We start from the raw sequence: 15120 nt of genomic DNA on the forward strand, positions 1-15120 counted from the left end.
CATCAGGGCATGGCTTCGGAGTTGTGCGCCGGTTCGCGGTGGCGCGGTGCGGGCGTGGCCGCCCTGCTCGTGCGCCGCGGCCGCCTGGGATCGCCGCCCGCGTGACCCGCCCCGTCACGCGCCCGCATCCCAACCCCGAGGACTCTCGCCATGACACTGCACCTGTCCGCGTTGCGCCCGGCCGCCACCCCTGACGACGGCATCCTGGAAGGCCCGCGCCTGCTGCGCCGCCTGCCCGAGACGATCGAGGAACGCCCCTACGAGCTGTTCACCCTGCGGCCGCTGGGCCGGGTGATCGGCGCCGAGATCACCGGCGTCGACCTGGCCGATCCGCTGAGTCCGCGCATGCGCGCCGAGTTGAACCGGGCGTTGCTGGAGTGGAAGGTGTTGTTCTTCCGGGATCAGGCGATCACCTCGGCGCAGCAGCGGGCCTTCGCCGCGCACTGGGGGGAGCTGGAGGTCAACCCGTTCATCCCGCAGGGCGAGGCGGCTGAGGTGACCCGGTTCGAGCGGGGGGCCGGTATGCCGGGGATGGAGAACATCTGGCACACCGACGTCACCTTCCGGCCGGAACCGGCGCTGGGGTCGGTGCTGCGGCTGATCACGGTGCCGCCGTTGGGTGGCGACACGATGTGGGCGGACATGGCCGCGGCCTACGACAACCTGCCCGCCGAGGTGCGGCGGCGCATCGAGGGCCTGCGCGCGGTGCACGACTACATCCCCGGTTTCGCCCGCTTCACCGACCCGGAACTCCTGCTGCGCCATCAGGAACAGTTCCCGCCGGTGGAGCACCCGGTGGTGCGCCGCCACCCGGAGACCGGCCGCCGCACCCTGTTCGTCAACCAGGCCTTCACCACCCACATCACCGGCCTGGACCGCGCCGAGAGCGACCGCCTGCTGCGTTACCTGTTCACCCAGGCGCACACCCCGGAGTACCAGGTCCGCTTCCAGTGGCGGCCGAACTCGGTGGCGTTCTGGGACAACCGGGCGACCCAGCACTACGCGGTCAACGACTACCACCCGCACGCCAGGATCGCCGAGCGGGTGGCCATCGCGGGGGACCGGCCGTACTGACCGGGGGGCCGCCCGTTGGGCCGGTAGATGGTGCGGACCAGCGGGCAGCCACGGCCGGAAGTCGTTGCGGTGTCCCATGATTGGCCGATGAACATTCGACTGCTGAGACGCGTCGTGGTGCTTGCGGCGGCGGGTGTGCTCACCTTGACTGGGATCGCGGTGGGTGCGGAACCGCTTGCCGCGCAACGCTCCGCCGCTGCTCGACCGGCCACTGTGGACACTCAGTCGGCGCTGGTCGGCCCCAACCGGACCGTCGGGGTGCTCTACATCCTGCGCCCCGACGGATCGGCCCAGTCCTCCTGCACGGCGGCCACCGTGCCGAGCGCGACCCGGAGCCTGATCGTCACGGCGGCGCACTGCCTGGCGCCGGGCGGCACCGGCGGCTACTACCACAGCTTCGAGTTCCTGCCCGGGTTCTCCCCGGACCAGCCCCGTCCGTTCGGCACCTTCAAAAGCATCCGGCCCTCGGTGGCGCCCGCGTGGCTGCACAACCGGGACTATGCCTTCGACGTCGGCTTCCTTTCGGTGCAGCGCAACGAGTTCGGGCAGCGGCTCGGTGACGTGGTCGGTGAGAACGGGTTCCAGGCCAACCAGCCGGTCAGCGCGCCCCGCACCGTGTGGGGCTACCAGGACGGTTTCGTCCAGCAGTCCTGCTTCGGCCAGACCTACTCCTACGACGCCACCCGGATCGCGGTCGGCTGCCGCTACGACCGCGGCGCCAGCGGCGGCCCGTGGCTGCGCGACTACAACGCGACCAGCCAGCTGGGTCATGTCAACGGCGTGAACAGCCAGTCAGGCAACGGCTTCGCCACCTCGTCCTACTTCGGCGGCGCGATCTGGAACCTGTACCAGGAAAGGGCCAACGGGTCCTGAGGGTCACCGGTCGCGCTCCAGCGGCGTCTGAGCCATTGACCTTGACCCGAGGGCAAGGTTGACGCTGGTGCGGTATGAGCGGTTGGCGGCGGATGCTGGTCATCTTCCCGGTGGTGTCGCTCGGTTGCGCGGCCATGGCGCTGGCCTCCGGGCTGGTGCCGTGGCCGCAGGCGTGGGCGCTGCTGCTGGCGGCGGAGGGGCCACATCTTGGGCTGGTCGTGGGCACCGTGGTGTACGCGACGGTGGTCTCAGTTCGCCGGTGGCGGGCCGGGCAGCGGTGGTGGCCTGCGTTCCGGTGTTCCTGCTACCAGGTCCTGCCTGCGCCGGTTGCCTGGGCGATCACCCGGGAACTGGCGAGCCTGGTTGCGGTGGGCGCGCTGCTGCGGTGGCGTCGGTCGGCGGGTGACCACGGTGGCGGGCGGGGCCGGGTGTTCGCGGTTGTCCTGGCGGCCATCGTGGTCGAGCTGGTGGTGCTGCACCAGGTGATCCCCTGGCCGGTGGTGCGGCTGGTCCACGACGTGGTGGGCGGCTACTCGCTGATCATCGTGCTCGGCTACTGGGCGGTGCCGCTGACCCGCCCGCACCAGGTGTTGCCGGACCGGCTGGTGCTGTGGTCCGGACCGGAACTCGTCGCGGAGCTGCCCCGGCGTGGAATCACGGTGGCACGACGCGTACCGCGGAAGCGCCGGGCGGCGCTGAACGAGGACGGGTGGCTGGTGCTGCCCAACGGCCGGGGCTTGACCAACCTGGTCATCCAGCCGGAGCAGCCGGTGCGTGCCAGGCTGGACGGACGGACCGGTTGGGTGCACTGCGTCGAGCTGGGACTCGACGATCCGGCCGCGTTCCGCGCCGCGCTGGAGGGGGAGAATGCTGATCGGTGAGCTCGCCGAGGTGGTTGGGGTGTCGACCAAGACGATCCGGCACTACCACAAGGTCGGGCTGCTGTCCGAGCCCGCGCGGCTGGCCAACCGCTACCGCCGCTACACGGTGCGGGACGCGGTGCGGCTGGCCCGGATCCGGCGGCTGACCGAGCTGGGTCTCAGCCTGGCGGAGACGCGGGAGGCGCTGGCCGCCGACGAGGGCCGTGGCCTGACCGAGCTGCTCGGGCGGTTGGCGGCCGATCTGGAACGACAGGAGCGGGAGCTGCGGGAGCGACGGCTTCGGCTGCTTGCCCTGGTGCGAGGTGACGCGGATGAGCCGGTCGCCGAGCTGGCGCGGGTCCTCACCGACGCCTTCCCGGGCAGCGCGACGGCGGGCCGGGACCGGGACTACCTCACCGTGCTGGCCAGGCGGATCAGTCCCGAGCTGGTGGCGTGGTGCCGGAACCTGCTCCGCGATCCGGACCTGGTCGCCCGCTTGCGGCCGCTGTACCGCCGGTTCGACGAGCTCGCCGGCGCGCCGGAGGACGACCCGCGGATTCCGCTGCTGGCCAAGGACATCACCGAGCTCATCCCAGCGGGGAGCCAGCGGCATCCCCTTGCGGCGGCGGCCGTGGTGGACTTGCCGCCCGCGCATGCCCGGTTGCTGGACTGCCTGCTGGCGCGGTGGTTGCCCGGGTAACGTGCACCCGTGGACGCTGATCTCGCGCGGACCTGGCAGCCGGGGCAGGTTGTCCTTGACCTGTATGAGGTTCTGGATGTCGTCCGGACCGGTGGGATGGGGCTGGTCCACCGGGTGCGGCATCTCGGGTGGGATGTCGAGCTGGCGGTGAAGGCGCCGCGGCGGGAGCTGGTGGGCACGGCCGAGGGGGAGCGGCGGTTCGCGGCGGAGGCGGAGTCCTGGGTGGGGCTTGGGGCGCATCCGAACACCGTGAGCTGCGTGTACGTGCGGCGGCTTGGCGGGTTGCCGAGGGTGTTCGCGGAGTGGGTGGACGGCGGGGACCTGGCCATGGCGGTGCGGCAGCGGCGGATCTACCGCGAGGGCAACGGGTTGGCGCGGGTGCTGGATGTCGCCATCCAGTCGGCCTGGGGACTCGGGCACGCGCACGAGAGCGGGCTGGTGCACCAGGACGTCAAGCCCGCCAACGTGTTGCTGGGGTCAGACGGGGCGGTCAAGGTCACCGACTTCGGGTTGGCCGGGGCCCGGGCGGCGGCGGGGGAGCGGCCGGTGGGCGCTGGTGGGAGTGTGCTGGTCAGTTGTGGCGGGCTGACGCCTGCCTACTGTTCGCCGGAGCAGGCGCGGGCGGCGGCTGGGGCGGAGGTGCGGCTGACCAGGGCGACGGATGTGTGGTCCTGGGCGGTGAGCGTGCTGGAGTTGTTCGCCGGTGGGCCGCCGACTCGGTTCGGGCAGGCCGCGGCGGAGGCGTTTGCGGGGTATCTGGCGGACGGGCCACCAGAGCCGGGGTTGCCGGTGATGCCCGCTGGTGTGGTGGCGTTGCTGGAGCGGTGTTTCCGGGTCGAGCCGGGGGAGCGGCCGTCGGGGATGGCCGAGGTGGCCGCGGAACTTCTTGCGGTGTATGGGGAAGTGGTCGGCCCCTATCCTCGGGTGCGGCCGACGGCGGCGACGCTGCTGGCCGACGGGTTGTCCAACCAGGCACTGTCCATGATGGACCTCGGGCATCAGGATCGGGCGGAAGCGTTGTGGGAGCGGGCTTTGCTGGCCGATCCGCGGCATCCGCACGCCGTGTACAACCGCGGTTTGCGGCGCTGGCGGGCTGGCGAGCTGACCGATACCGAACTGCTCGCGGAGGTCGCCGACAGCGCTGACGACCACCTGTTGGGCCTGATCCACCTGGAGCGGGGTGATGCCGGGCAGGCGCGGGAACTGCTGCGCGCGGCGGCTCGGCGGCAGCCCTCGGCCGAGGTGCGGGCGGCGCTGACCAGGGCGGAGCAGCTGCCGCCACTGCGGGAGCCGGTGTGCCTGGCAGGGCGGGCGGGTGCGGTGGCGCTCAGCGCGGACGGGCGGGTGGTGGCGGCAGGGGAACGGTCGGGGGACGGCGAGGATGGGGCGGTCCTGGTGTGGGACCTGCGCACCGGGGCGCTCCGGCATCGGCTGGACGGGGCGGTCGCGGTGGCGTTGAGCGCAGACGGCGGGGTGCTGGCCGCGGGCGGTCACGATGGCGCGGTGCGGGTGTGGGACCTGCGCGAACCGGTGTTGCTGGGCCGGTGGGCCGGGCACACCGGGCCGGTGGCGGCGGTGGCGGTGAGCCCGGATGGCGGGCGGGTGGTGACCGCGGGGCGGGACGGCGCGGTGCGCGTGTGGTCGGCCGTTGGGGAACTGGTGCACACCCTGGAACAGCCGGGGTCGGGTTCGGACGCGGCGGTGCGGGTGGACGGGCGGGTGGTGGTGCGCTGGGACCGGCACACGCGGCGGTTGCGGGCGTGGGAACTGGACAGCGGGCGGCTGCTGCGGTCGTTCGGGGTGCGTGGCGGGCAGGCGGTGCTGAGCGCGGACGGGCGGGTGGCGCTGGTGGCTGATCGGCACGAGTTGGCGGTGTGGCGGCCGGAGTCCGGTGAGCTGCTGCGCACCGTCGGCCGACCGGTCGGTTGGGCGGAGCCGGTGGCGGTCAGCGGGGACGGATCGCGGGCGGTGACGGCGGGACTGGACGGGTTTCGGGTGTGGGAGCTGCCTTCCGGGCGGTGTCTGCGCTCGCTGCCGACCGGTCGGTCGGAGGCGCTGGCGCTGAGTGCCGATGGCGGGCTGGCGGTGTCGGCTGGCGAGGGGATGGTGCGGGTTTGGGAGGTGCCGCCGGGTGGGCCGAGGGCGGCGTGGAGCTATCCGCGGCCGCGGCCGGCGGTGGAGCTGTCCGACACCGCCGAGGCGGTCGCCGCGGCGCAGGATCGGGCGGATCAGTTGGCGGAGCGGGGGAAGTGGTCCGGCGCGGCGGCGGAGTTGCGGTCGGCGATGGCGTTGCCGGGGTATGAGCGCAGTCCCGGGTTGCTGGCGCAGTGGGCGCGGCTGGGACGGCAGGGGCGGCCGAGCGGGGTGCTGGGGGCTCGGCAGGTGCAGCAGATCGAGGGGCGGGATCAGTGTGCGCTGACTGCCGATGGGCGGCTGGTGGTGTCGGCTGGGGCTGGGCGGAGCGTTGACGTGTGGGAGGTCGCCACGGGGGTGCGGGTGCGGCGGTTGAGCGGGCATGGCGATTCGGTGCGTGCGGTGGCGCTGGATTCGGCCGGGGAGTTCGCGGTGACCGGGTGCGCGGACGGAAAGGTCCGGGTGTGGGACCTGGCGGACGGGGAGTGCGCGCGGGTGTGGGACGGGCATCGCGGGGAGGTGGTCGCGGTGGCGGTGCGGGGGCGCGCGGTGGTGTCGGCGGGGGAGGACCGGACGGTGCGGGTGTGGCAGCTGGACCGGCGGCAGGGGCGGGTGTTGCGGGGGCACGGGAAGCGGATCCGGTGGGTGGAGTTCAGCCCGGATGGCGCGCGGGTGTTCTCGCGGGATGTGGCGGGGATGTTGTGGATCTGGGACGTGGGCGGTGCGCGGACGGGATGGTTGCGGAAGGTGAGGGGTGCGTCCTCGCCGAAGGTGCTGGGTGGCGCGGTGAGCGGGGCCAGTCAGCTCGCGGTCAGCGCCGACGGGCGGACCGGCCTGCTCAGCGGTCCCACCGCCACCGTCCTGCTCTGGCACCCGCCCACCGGCGACTACCTCGGCGTGCTCGCCGGCGCGGGCTCCCGGGTCACCGCCCTCGCGATCAGCGACCGCATCGGCTACTCCGGCGACGAGGACGGCACGATCTGGGTGTGGGACCTGGTCGAACAGCGCGCGATGCACCCGCTGACCGGGCACCAGGGCGCGGTCAGACAGCTGGTGGCGCATGATCGCTTCCTGTTCTCCGCCGGCGCGGACGGGACCGTGCGGGTGTGGGATCCGGTGGGCGGGCGCTGTCTGCGGGTGCTCGCCGGGCACGCCGGGGCGGTGGGATCGGTGCGGGTCAGCGGGGATGGGCGGACCGTGGTGTCCTCGGGTGCGGACAAAACGCTGCGGGTGTGGGAGGTCGACTGGGACTATGTGTTCCCCGATGAGTGAGGGGAAGTGCGGTGCTGCTCAGGTGTTTTGGCTGGTCCTGTCCGCGGATGATCTCGGTGTCCAAGGCGCCTGGCGGGAATCCGGTGGCGCTGGCCGATCCGGCGCACTTCGCGGTCAGCTTCCGGATCTGCCTGGACTGCCAGCGCACCTACTGCGACCGCTGCCTGCCCGAGCGCAGCGGCCTGTTCCGGGGGCCGCGCTGTCCGAGCTGTGGCGGCAAGTTCGCCGACGGCGCGCGGCGGCAGGAGGTGCTGAGCCGGCCACGGGAACCGGCCGCCGACCTGCACGACGAGGGGGTTGAGCTGGCGGAGCGGGGGTTGCTCGCGGAGTCGCTGGCGGTGTTCGACCAGGTTGTGCGACAGCGGCCCGGGTATGTCAGTGCGCACTTCCACCGCGGGCTGGTGTTGCGTGAACTGGCCCGGTACCCGGAGGCGGTGGACGCGCTGGAGCGGGCGGCCGGGCTCGATCCGCGCAACGTGTCGGCGCTGTACGAGCTGGCCGAGGTGCACCGCAGGGCCGAGCAGCCGGAACGGGCGCTGGACTGTTATGACCGGGCGTTGCGGGTGCAGCCCCGCTACCTGGCCGCGCTGGTGGACAAGGCGATCACGCTCAACGAGCTGGACCGGCCCTCGGCGGCACTGGACTGCGCCGAGCAAGCCATTCGACAGGACGCGGCTGGTGAGGACGCCGGTCGCACCGAGCACCTGCGCGCCCACGCGCACGCCGCCCTCGGCGCGGCGCTGCTGCGGCTCGGCAGACCCGCGGAAGCGTTGGCGGCACTGGACATCGCGATCAGCGACGGGCCGGACCGCCCGGAGACCTACCACGACCGGGCGGAGGCACTGGCCCAGCTGGGGCGCACCGAGGAGGCCCAGCACGCCCACCGGGTGGCCGAGGACCTCGGGGGCCGGTGGTAGATGCGCACCACGGTGACCCTCGCCGTCAGCGACTCGGTGCGGGAGAAGCTGTTCACCGGCACGGCCAGCTGCGTGGTCGGCCGGTCGCTGGACTGCGACCTGCGCATCGGCGACGGGGACAAGCGGATCTCCCGCAGGCACTGCCTGATCGAGGTCGACCCGCCCGAGGCGCGGGTGCGGGATCTGGGCAGCCGCAACGGAACCCGGGTCAACGGGGTGGCCATCGACGGGGAACAGCGGCTGCTGCACGGCGATGAGATCGGCATCGGCGACACCGTGCTGCGGGTGAGCGTGGGGTTCACCGGGTACGAGATCGTGCGCAGGCTCGGCCAGGGCAGCCAGGGGGTGGTGCACCTGGCCAAGGACCTCGTCTCCGGCTCGCTGGTCGCGGTGAAGACGTTGTGGGGTGAGCACGCGGTGGACCAGCAGGCGCGCACCGCCTTCCTGCGCGAGATCGAGAACAGCCGGGCGCTGCGCCACCCCAACGTGCTGGAGTTCCACGGAGCCGGCGCGGGCGGCTCGGCGTTCCTGCTGGCCAGTGAGTACTGCGCGGGCGGCAGTCTGGCCGACCTGGTGACCGGGCAGGGCGGTCGGCTGCCCGTCGAGCGCGCGGTGCCGATCCTGCTGCAGGTGCTCGACGGCCTGGCCTACGCGCACCAGGCCCCGGTGCCGTGGGGGAATGGGTTGGTGCACCGGGATGTCAAGCCGCACAACATCTTCCTGGCCGGAACCACCGAGCAGCCGGTGGCCAAGATCGGCGATTTCGGGCTGGCCAAGGCGTTCGACCGCGCGGGTCTGTCCGGGCACACCCGCACCGGCGCGCTGGGCGGCAGCGTGGCCTTCATGCCGCGCGCCCAGGTGGTGAACTACAAGTACGCCAAGCCCGAGGTCGACGTGTGGGCCGCCGCGGCCACCCTGTACTGGACGCTCACCGGCGACACCCCGCGCACCTTTCCCCGCGGCGAGGACCCGGTCACGGTGGTGCTCACCGACCCCGTGGTGCCGATCCGCGAGCGCGATCCGGCGATCCCGGCTTGGCTGGCGGAGGTAGTCGACGCGGCTCTGGTCGACGTGCCGAGGATCAGGACCGCGGCGGAGCTGGCCGGGGCGTTGCGGGAGGCCCAGGGACAGGGCGATCGGTAGTCCAGGCAGGGGAAGTGCCGGTCCCACTCCGCGGCGCTGATCGGTGGCGCGCCGAGGCCGCAGATCCGCTCGGCCGGCCACGGCCTGCGCGCTGCGGTTGCCGGGTCCCGGTGGCGGGGCGACGATGGCCTTTCCGCAACCGAACGCGCGCACGCGCGCGAACGAGGTGAGCACGATGGAAAACCGTTGGATGATCGAGCTGCGGTTCGAGGAGGACGGCACCCGGACGATGGCCACCGCCACGGTCACCGGCTCCGGCGCGCCCGAGGTGCGCGGCCACGGCTACGCCCGGCGCAACCCGGCCGACGCTCCGGACTCCTGTGTCGGGGAGGAGATCGCGGCGGCCAGGGCACTGTCCAACCTCTCGCACGAGCTGGTGGACGCGGCGGCCCAGCGGATCGAGGAGCAGACCCACCGCCCGGCGCGGCTGCACGTCTGAGGTGAGCGGCTGAGGGTTTACATCGGGCCAGGTACGGGCTAACGTACAACCAAATGGTTGTAGATGAGTTGGCCGACGAGCCGGTGGACCGGCTGTTCCACGCGCTGGCCGACACCACCCGCCGGGACATCGTGCGTCGGTGCGCCCGGGAGGCGGTGTCGGTCTCGCGGCTGGCGCAGGCGTATCCGATGAGCTTCGCCGCGGTGCAGAAGCACGTGGCGGTGCTGGAGCGCGCCGGGCTGGTGGTCAAGCAGCGGCAGGGCCGGGAGCAGCTGGTGCGCACCGACCCCGCCGCGCTGGACCGGGCGCGGCTGGCCCTGGACCAACTGGAGACGACCTGGCGAGCACGGGTGGACCGGATGTCCGCGCTGCTCGGGCAGGCCGAGGAGACCCTCGAACGGGAGCAGGAACGATGAGCGTGACCAGTGTGGACAAGGACTTCGACAAGCTCACCCTCAGTCTGACGGCTGATTTCGGTGCGCCAATCCAGCAGGTCTGGCAGCTGTGGGCCGACCCCCGGCAGCTGGAGCGCTGGTGGGGCCCGCCGAGCCACCCGGCGACCATGGAGGAGCACGACCTGACCCCCGGCGGGGCGGTCACCTACTACATGACCGGTCCCGAGGGCGAGAAGTACCGGGGCTGGTGGCGGATCGACTCGGTCACCCCGGAGCGCGCGCTGGAGTTCACCGACGGCTTCGCCGAGGCCGACGGCACGCCCAGCACGACCATGCCGGTCTCCACCGTGCGGATGACGCTCACCGAGCACGACGGCGGCACCCGGATGCGGCTGGACACGGCCTTCGGCAGCAAGGACCAGATGGAACAGCTGATCAAGATGGGCCACGAGGAAGGGCTGACGCTGGCGGTCGGCCAGATGGACGCTCTGCTCGCGGGCTGAGCCCCGGGCGCGGCACTGGGGCCTGCCACCACAAGAGCGGTGGTCGTCCCCAGTGCCCGGTGCCCGGTCAGCCGAAGAAGGCGTTCAGCTCGGCCAGCACCGCCGCCGGCTGCTCCTCGGCGAGGTAGTGCCCGGAGTCCTTGATCTCCCGCACCCGCACGTCGGTTGCCTTGTGCGGCAAGTGTTCGGCCAGGTAGTAGTAGTTTGGACCGGCGCCCAGCCCGAGCACCGGCATGGTCAGCTGGCCGTGGTTCTTCTCGTCCACGATGTCCTGCACGAAGCCCTGGTACCAGCCGTTGCCCGCCCGGACCGCGTCCTGGGTGGCGTAGGCGTGCGCGTAGATCGCCCGGTCGCGGCCGTCGATCGCGGCGCGGTTGACCAGCAGCATGTCGCAGAAGTGGTCGATGAGCAGCCGGGACCGGCCGGCGATCAGCTGTTCCGGCAGGCCCTGGGCCTGGTTGAAGGCGAACCACCACGGGAAGAACGGCTGACCGGGGCGGGGGATCAGGGTCAGCTGGTACAGGCTCTCGTCCACGTGCGCGACATCGAGCAGGGCCAGTTTCCGCACTGTGCCGGGGTGGTGCGCGGCCAGGCTCTGCGCGACCATCGCGCCGATGTCGTGCCCGGCCACATCGGCCCGCTGGTGGCCGAGCTTGCCGATCAGCTCGTGGATGTCGCGGGCCATGGTCTTCTTGTCGTAGCCACCGGCCGGTTTGCCGGAGCCGCCCATGCCGCGCAGGTCCACCGCGATCACGGTGTGCCGCTTGGCCAGCGCGGGCATGATCTTGTGGAACTCCCACCAGGTCTGCGGCCAGCCCGGTAAGAGCACCAGCGGCGAGCCCGATCCGCCGATCACGTAGTGCAGGCGGGTGCCGTTGACCTCGGCGTGCGCGCTGCGGAAACCCAGCGAGCGGGCCAGTGCGGCATCGGAGGGGACTCGCGGCGCCGGCGAGGCCGAGGCGGCCCCGCCGGTCACCGCGAGCGTGGCGGCGGTAGCGCCGAGGGCGAGCATGCTTCTACGGTCCATGGGCGGACCGTAGGTCACGCCGCCCGGTTTGCCAGGGGGTTTCGGCTACCGCTGAAATCTCATCCGATCTCGTAGGCTTTGAGCACGGTCTGCTCCACGGTGTTCACATCATCGGATGCCTTGCCGCGCAGGGACACGAACCCCTTGGCCGGGTTGCGCACGGTAGCGGTCCAGCCCGCCTCCGTCTTGTCCACCTTGGACTGCTGCCAGGTCTTGCCCTCATCGACGGAGTAGTCCACGGTGAGGCTGGTGACCGTGGCCGGGCCGTCCTGGCGGGGCACGGTCACCGGGATGGTGAACTCCCGGTCACCCGGCGCCCGGTTGCCGATGTCGACCGGCGGGGCGTAGCGGATGTTCAGCAGTGGCAACGCGCTGGTGCCCCAGGAGGGCGCGGCGAAGGTCCACGCCGAGGTGATCCGGGTGGAGGTCGGCCACCAGTCGACGTCCCTGGTCACCTCGGACTCCAGCCGGTACTCCCTGGCCCGGCCCAGGGTGAACACGCCGCGGCCGGGGGTGTTGTGCCTGCCGAGCTCGACCCCGTCGCCGTAGAGGGTGGTGCTGCCCTTGTCGATGCCCCAGGCGGGTTCCGTCCGCCTGGGATGTCCGGCGGCGTCGCTCCACCAGGGCACGGTCACGTCGAGCAGCCGGTCCTTGACCCACACCCACGGGTGGCTCTCGCCCAGCTCGTTGCTGGTGGTGCCGGTGAAGCCTGGACCGTGGACCGCCTTGTTCCACTCCTCCCGGTAGGACTTCCCGGCCTCCAGCTTCATCGTCTTCACCAACGTGCCCGCGGCGTGGTACCAGTTGCCGACGTTGATCTCCCAGGTGCCAGGGCTGAAGTACTCGACCCGTTCACCGGAGACCGCCTCGGCGTGCACGTTGACGCTGAACTGCCCGGACGGTGTCTCCGCGTAGGCCCCGACGACGGGAGGCTGACCCGGGGGAGCACCGTGGTAGACCATGGTCATCTTGGCCAGGTCGGCCGTCCTGACGTGGTGGTCCAGCTTGGCCGGGATCTTGCCCATCGAGGGGAAGGCCAGCTCGTAGCGGTGCTTGCTGCTGGTGCGCGCGATCAGGGACAGCTCCCCGCCCGCCTTGGCGTGCGCGGCCAGTTTCGCCGCGTAGCCACCGTAGACCCGCACCGAGGGCAGCACCGCCGGGTGCTCCTCGTCGGTGTTCTTCGCGGCCGCGCGGAAGGGCTGGTCCTGGCTGACGTGGAGCGCGGTGGCCACGCCCCCGGCCGCCTTGACGTCGCGGATGCGTTGGTACACCTCGTCATAGCTCAGCCCGTCGGGCAGGCCGAGCACCACGATCTTGCCCTTGGCGTCGACCTTGGCCAGCTCCTCCGGCGTGCCCGTGCCACCGTGCACCGAAGGCAGCTTGTGCCGCAACGCATCCTGAGGTGAACCGCGCAGCCAGCCGGTGTACAGCTCCGTTCGTTGCGGCCCCTCGGCCCACAGTTCGAGATCCGGTTCCTCCCGCCGCTGGTTGGTGGCGAAGCTGAAGGCGGGGGAACTGACGCCGGGGGCGGAATAGGTGGAGTAGTCGTAGAAGCCGATGCTCAGCCCGTGGCCCCAGGTGCCGGCGCGTCCGGTGTCGGTGATGCGGTGGCGCATCTGCGCGGTCCACCAGCCGCCCCGGGCCTCCGGCTGGTCGGTGCTGATCTTGACCTGCTTGGCCAGCCGCGCGTCGAAGGTGACGGTGGTGTTCTTGCTGATCTTCAGCGCCGGGTTGACGAAGGTGCTGATGGCCGGAATGCCCTCCGGGTTCGGCGTCTCCACCGCGCCGTAGACCAGGTACTCACCCGGCGCCACCCTGGCGGTGCCGTTGGCCGGAATCTGGAAGCTCTCGCCGTCCTGGGTGCGGGTCAGTGACAGGTCGCCGAAGTCCTGGGCGGTGGGCGGCTTGCCGTCGCGGCGCAGCACCTTCGCGGTGACCTCGTAGTGCTCGCCCTCCTCGTGCGCGCCGACCAGGGTGCGCAGCGAGGTGGTGCCGTCGGTGGCGGTGAGCGTGCCGCCGTAGCTGCCCGCCTTGGCCGCGCGCGGGATCAGCGAGACCGTCACGCTGGCCTGACCGCCCGGCGGCACGGTCACCGTGTTCGCGGACAGCTTCGCCAGCCCGGCCGGGGCAGGCGCGCCCGCGGTGTCGGCCAGGTCCAGCTTGAGGTTGAGCGTCACCGGGGCCGTGCCGGGGTTGGTGTAGGTGACGGTTCGGGTCTCCGCCTTGGTGCTGGGCCACTTCAGGAACGCGTTGACCGCGCTCGGCGAGGACTGCACCTTGGCGCTGACCGCCTTGCCCAGGTCCATTCGCCCGCTGCCCACGGCGAACACGCCGCTGTGGTCCACCGGGGCCGAGGTGGCGACGAGCGCCGACTTGAGCTGTTCGGCGGTCCAGTCCGGGTGCTGCTGGACCAGGACCGCAGCGCCGCCGGAGACGTGCGGGGCGGCCATGGAGGTGCCGGATGCCTTGGTGTAGCGGTCGTTCACCGGCGCGCCCATGGCAGTGCCGGTGGCGCGGGCGGCCACGATGTCGCTGCCCGGCGCGGAGATCTCCGGCTTCACCGCGCCGTCACCGCGGCGCGGTCCCTGGCTGGAGAAGTCGGAGAGCCCGCCGGACTTGGTGACGCTGCCGACGGCCAGCGCGAGGTCGGCGCTGGCCGGGCTCGTCACCGTGCGGGGCGAGCCGTAGTTGCCCGCGGCCACCACGAACAGCGTGTTGTGCTTGCGGGTCAACGCGTTCACCGCCTGTGACAGCGGATCGTCGCTATCGGTGAGGCTGCCCAGGCTCATGTTCACCACCTTGGCCTTGACCTCGGCCGCGGCCCAGGTCATGCCCGCGATGATGTCGTCGAACCGGCCCCGGCCGTTGTCGTCGAGCACCTTGCCCACGGCCAGCTCCGCCTCCGGGGCGACCCCCTTGAGCTTGCCGCCCTCGGCCGCACCGGAGCCGACCGCGGCAGCGGCCACGTGGGTGCCGTGCCCATTGCCGTCGGTGACGTTGCCCTTGCCGCTGAAGTCCTTGCTGTGCTTGACCTTCCCGGCCACATCCGGGTGCTTGTCGTCGATCCCGCTGTCCAGCACCGCGACCGTGACGCCCTTGCCGGTCAGCCCGGACTGCCACGCGGCGGGCGCGCCGACCTGCGGCACACTCCGGTCCAGCGAGGCTTCGACCTTGCCGTTGAGCCAGACCTTGCGCACACCCCCAGCGCGCGCGGTGCCCAGCTCCCGCCAGAACTCGGGCGCGGCGGCCTTCTGCCCGTCCACCGCGGTCAGGTTGAGCCCGGCCAGCTCCCGCCGCACGGTGACGCCAGGCAACGCCTTCGCCCGGTGGGCGGCCGTGTCGTGGCGCTCCACCAGCAACGGCATGACCTTGCTGTGCGCGTCGTCATAACCCTGCCGGATCAGCCCGGTGATGTTGAACAGCTCCCGGTCCAGCTGCCCCTCGGCCAGCGCCCGCTCAGCGTGCTGCGGCACCAGGTACCAGTCGGTCCGCTCGCCCCTGGTGACCGGGAACTGCCGGAAGCCGACCGACCGCCCCTGCTCGGCCGCGTTGATCGACATGTTCCAGCTGCCGTCGCCGCGCTGACTCGCGTGCACCTGGTCACCGGTGATCAGGGTGACCTGGTGCCGTGCGCCCCCGGGCGGCGGCACCGATGGTGCGGCGGCGGCCGAGGGCAGGACCGTGAGCGTGGCGCCGACGGTGGCCAGCGCCACCAGTCCCGCCAACGTCCGCGATCTTCGGTTCATGGTGGGTCCCCCTCAGTGTGCAGACAGGGAACGTCGGA

General features: G+C 72.1%; 12 protein-coding genes. 10 read left to right on the forward strand and 2 right to left on the reverse strand.

Features of this window, described 5'->3' with window-relative positions:
• Nucleotides 1-150: 150 nt before the first annotated feature.
• From N8J89_RS18030 to N8J89_RS18075, 10 genes are all read left to right on the forward strand, one after another.
• The gene (locus N8J89_RS18030; RefSeq protein ID WP_283665522.1) at nt 151-1074 is read left to right on the forward strand and encodes a TauD/TfdA dioxygenase family protein; all 924 of its coding nucleotides are present in this window, start codon (nt 151-153) and stop codon (nt 1072-1074) included.
• Nucleotides 1075-1161: 87 nt separating this feature from the next.
• The gene (locus N8J89_RS18035) at nt 1162-1947 is read left to right on the forward strand and encodes a trypsin-like serine peptidase (RefSeq protein WP_283665523.1); all 786 of its coding nucleotides are present in this window, start codon (nt 1162-1164) and stop codon (nt 1945-1947) included.
• A gap of 74 nt (nt 1948-2021) precedes the next feature.
• Nucleotides 2022-2828, forward strand: a complete 807-nt coding sequence (locus N8J89_RS18040; protein ID WP_283665524.1) for a hypothetical protein — start codon at nt 2022-2024, stop codon at nt 2826-2828.
• 19 nt (nt 2829-2847) lie between these two features.
• On the forward strand, nt 2848-3507 hold the full coding sequence (locus tag N8J89_RS18045) for a MerR family transcriptional regulator (RefSeq protein ID WP_283665525.1): 660 nt from the start codon (nt 2848-2850) through the stop codon (nt 3505-3507).
• 9 nt (nt 3508-3516) lie between these two features.
• Entirely contained in the window at nt 3517-6912 is a 3396-nt protein-coding gene (locus tag N8J89_RS18050; protein ID WP_283665526.1) for a protein kinase, read from the forward strand.
• 47 nt (nt 6913-6959) lie between these two features.
• Nucleotides 6960-7829 (forward strand): tetratricopeptide repeat protein, encoded by an 870-nt coding sequence (locus N8J89_RS18055; RefSeq protein WP_283665527.1) that lies wholly within the window; start codon nt 6960-6962, stop codon nt 7827-7829.
• Complete coding sequence (locus N8J89_RS18060) at nt 7830-8972, forward strand: protein kinase domain-containing protein (protein ID WP_283665528.1); 1143 nt, start codon at nt 7830-7832, stop codon at nt 8970-8972.
• A gap of 175 nt (nt 8973-9147) precedes the next feature.
• Complete coding sequence (locus N8J89_RS18065; RefSeq protein WP_283665529.1) at nt 9148-9411, forward strand: DUF1876 domain-containing protein; 264 nt, start codon at nt 9148-9150, stop codon at nt 9409-9411.
• Nucleotides 9412-9464: 53 nt separating this feature from the next.
• Entirely contained in the window at nt 9465-9827 is a 363-nt protein-coding gene (locus N8J89_RS18070; RefSeq protein ID WP_283665530.1) for an ArsR/SmtB family transcription factor, read from the forward strand.
• On the forward strand, nt 9824-10309 hold the full coding sequence (locus N8J89_RS18075) for an SRPBCC family protein (protein WP_283665531.1): 486 nt from the start codon (nt 9824-9826) through the stop codon (nt 10307-10309). The genes N8J89_RS18070 and N8J89_RS18075 overlap by 4 nt, the downstream gene beginning before the upstream one ends.
• 67 nt (nt 10310-10376) lie before the next feature.
• Here N8J89_RS18075 and N8J89_RS18080 read toward each other — a convergent pair whose 3' ends face one another.
• A complete protein-coding gene (locus N8J89_RS18080) occupies nt 10377-11336 on the reverse strand; it encodes an alpha/beta fold hydrolase (protein WP_283665532.1) in 960 nt (319 codons plus the stop codon).
• Between the two features lie 59 nt (nt 11337-11395).
• Nucleotides 11396-15082, reverse strand: a complete 3687-nt coding sequence (locus N8J89_RS18085) for a S8 family serine peptidase (RefSeq protein ID WP_283665533.1) — start codon at nt 15080-15082, stop codon at nt 11396-11398.
• Nucleotides 15083-15120 lie beyond the last annotated feature (38 nt).

This window comes from Crossiella sp. CA-258035, assembly GCF_030064675.1.
Classification (GTDB): domain Bacteria; phylum Actinomycetota; class Actinomycetes; order Mycobacteriales; family Pseudonocardiaceae; genus Crossiella.

Bases quoted from the DNA above. Each gene is read 5' to 3' on its own strand.
- N8J89_RS18030 (WP_283665522.1), top strand. From the start codon at position 151: ATGACACTGCACCTGTCCGCGTTGCGCCCGGCCGCCACCCCTGACGAC.
- N8J89_RS18035 (WP_283665523.1), top strand. From the start codon at position 1,162: ATGAACATTCGACTGCTGAGACGCGTCGTGGTGCTTGCGGCGGCGGGT.
- N8J89_RS18040 (WP_283665524.1), top strand. From the start codon at position 2,022: ATGAGCGGTTGGCGGCGGATGCTGGTCATCTTCCCGGTGGTGTCGCTC.
- N8J89_RS18055 (WP_283665527.1), top strand. From the start codon at position 6,960: ATGATCTCGGTGTCCAAGGCGCCTGGCGGGAATCCGGTGGCGCTGGCC.
- N8J89_RS18060 (WP_283665528.1), top strand. From the start codon at position 7,830: ATGCGCACCACGGTGACCCTCGCCGTCAGCGACTCGGTGCGGGAGAAG.
- N8J89_RS18065 (WP_283665529.1), top strand. From the start codon at position 9,148: ATGGAAAACCGTTGGATGATCGAGCTGCGGTTCGAGGAGGACGGCACC.
- N8J89_RS18070 (WP_283665530.1), top strand. From the start codon at position 9,465: ATGGTTGTAGATGAGTTGGCCGACGAGCCGGTGGACCGGCTGTTCCAC.
- N8J89_RS18075 (WP_283665531.1), top strand. From the start codon at position 9,824: ATGAGCGTGACCAGTGTGGACAAGGACTTCGACAAGCTCACCCTCAGT.
- N8J89_RS18080 (WP_283665532.1), bottom strand. From the start codon at position 11,336: ATGGACCGTAGAAGCATGCTCGCCCTCGGCGCTACCGCCGCCACGCTC.
- N8J89_RS18085 (WP_283665533.1), bottom strand. From the start codon at position 15,082: ATGAACCGAAGATCGCGGACGTTGGCGGGACTGGTGGCGCTGGCCACC.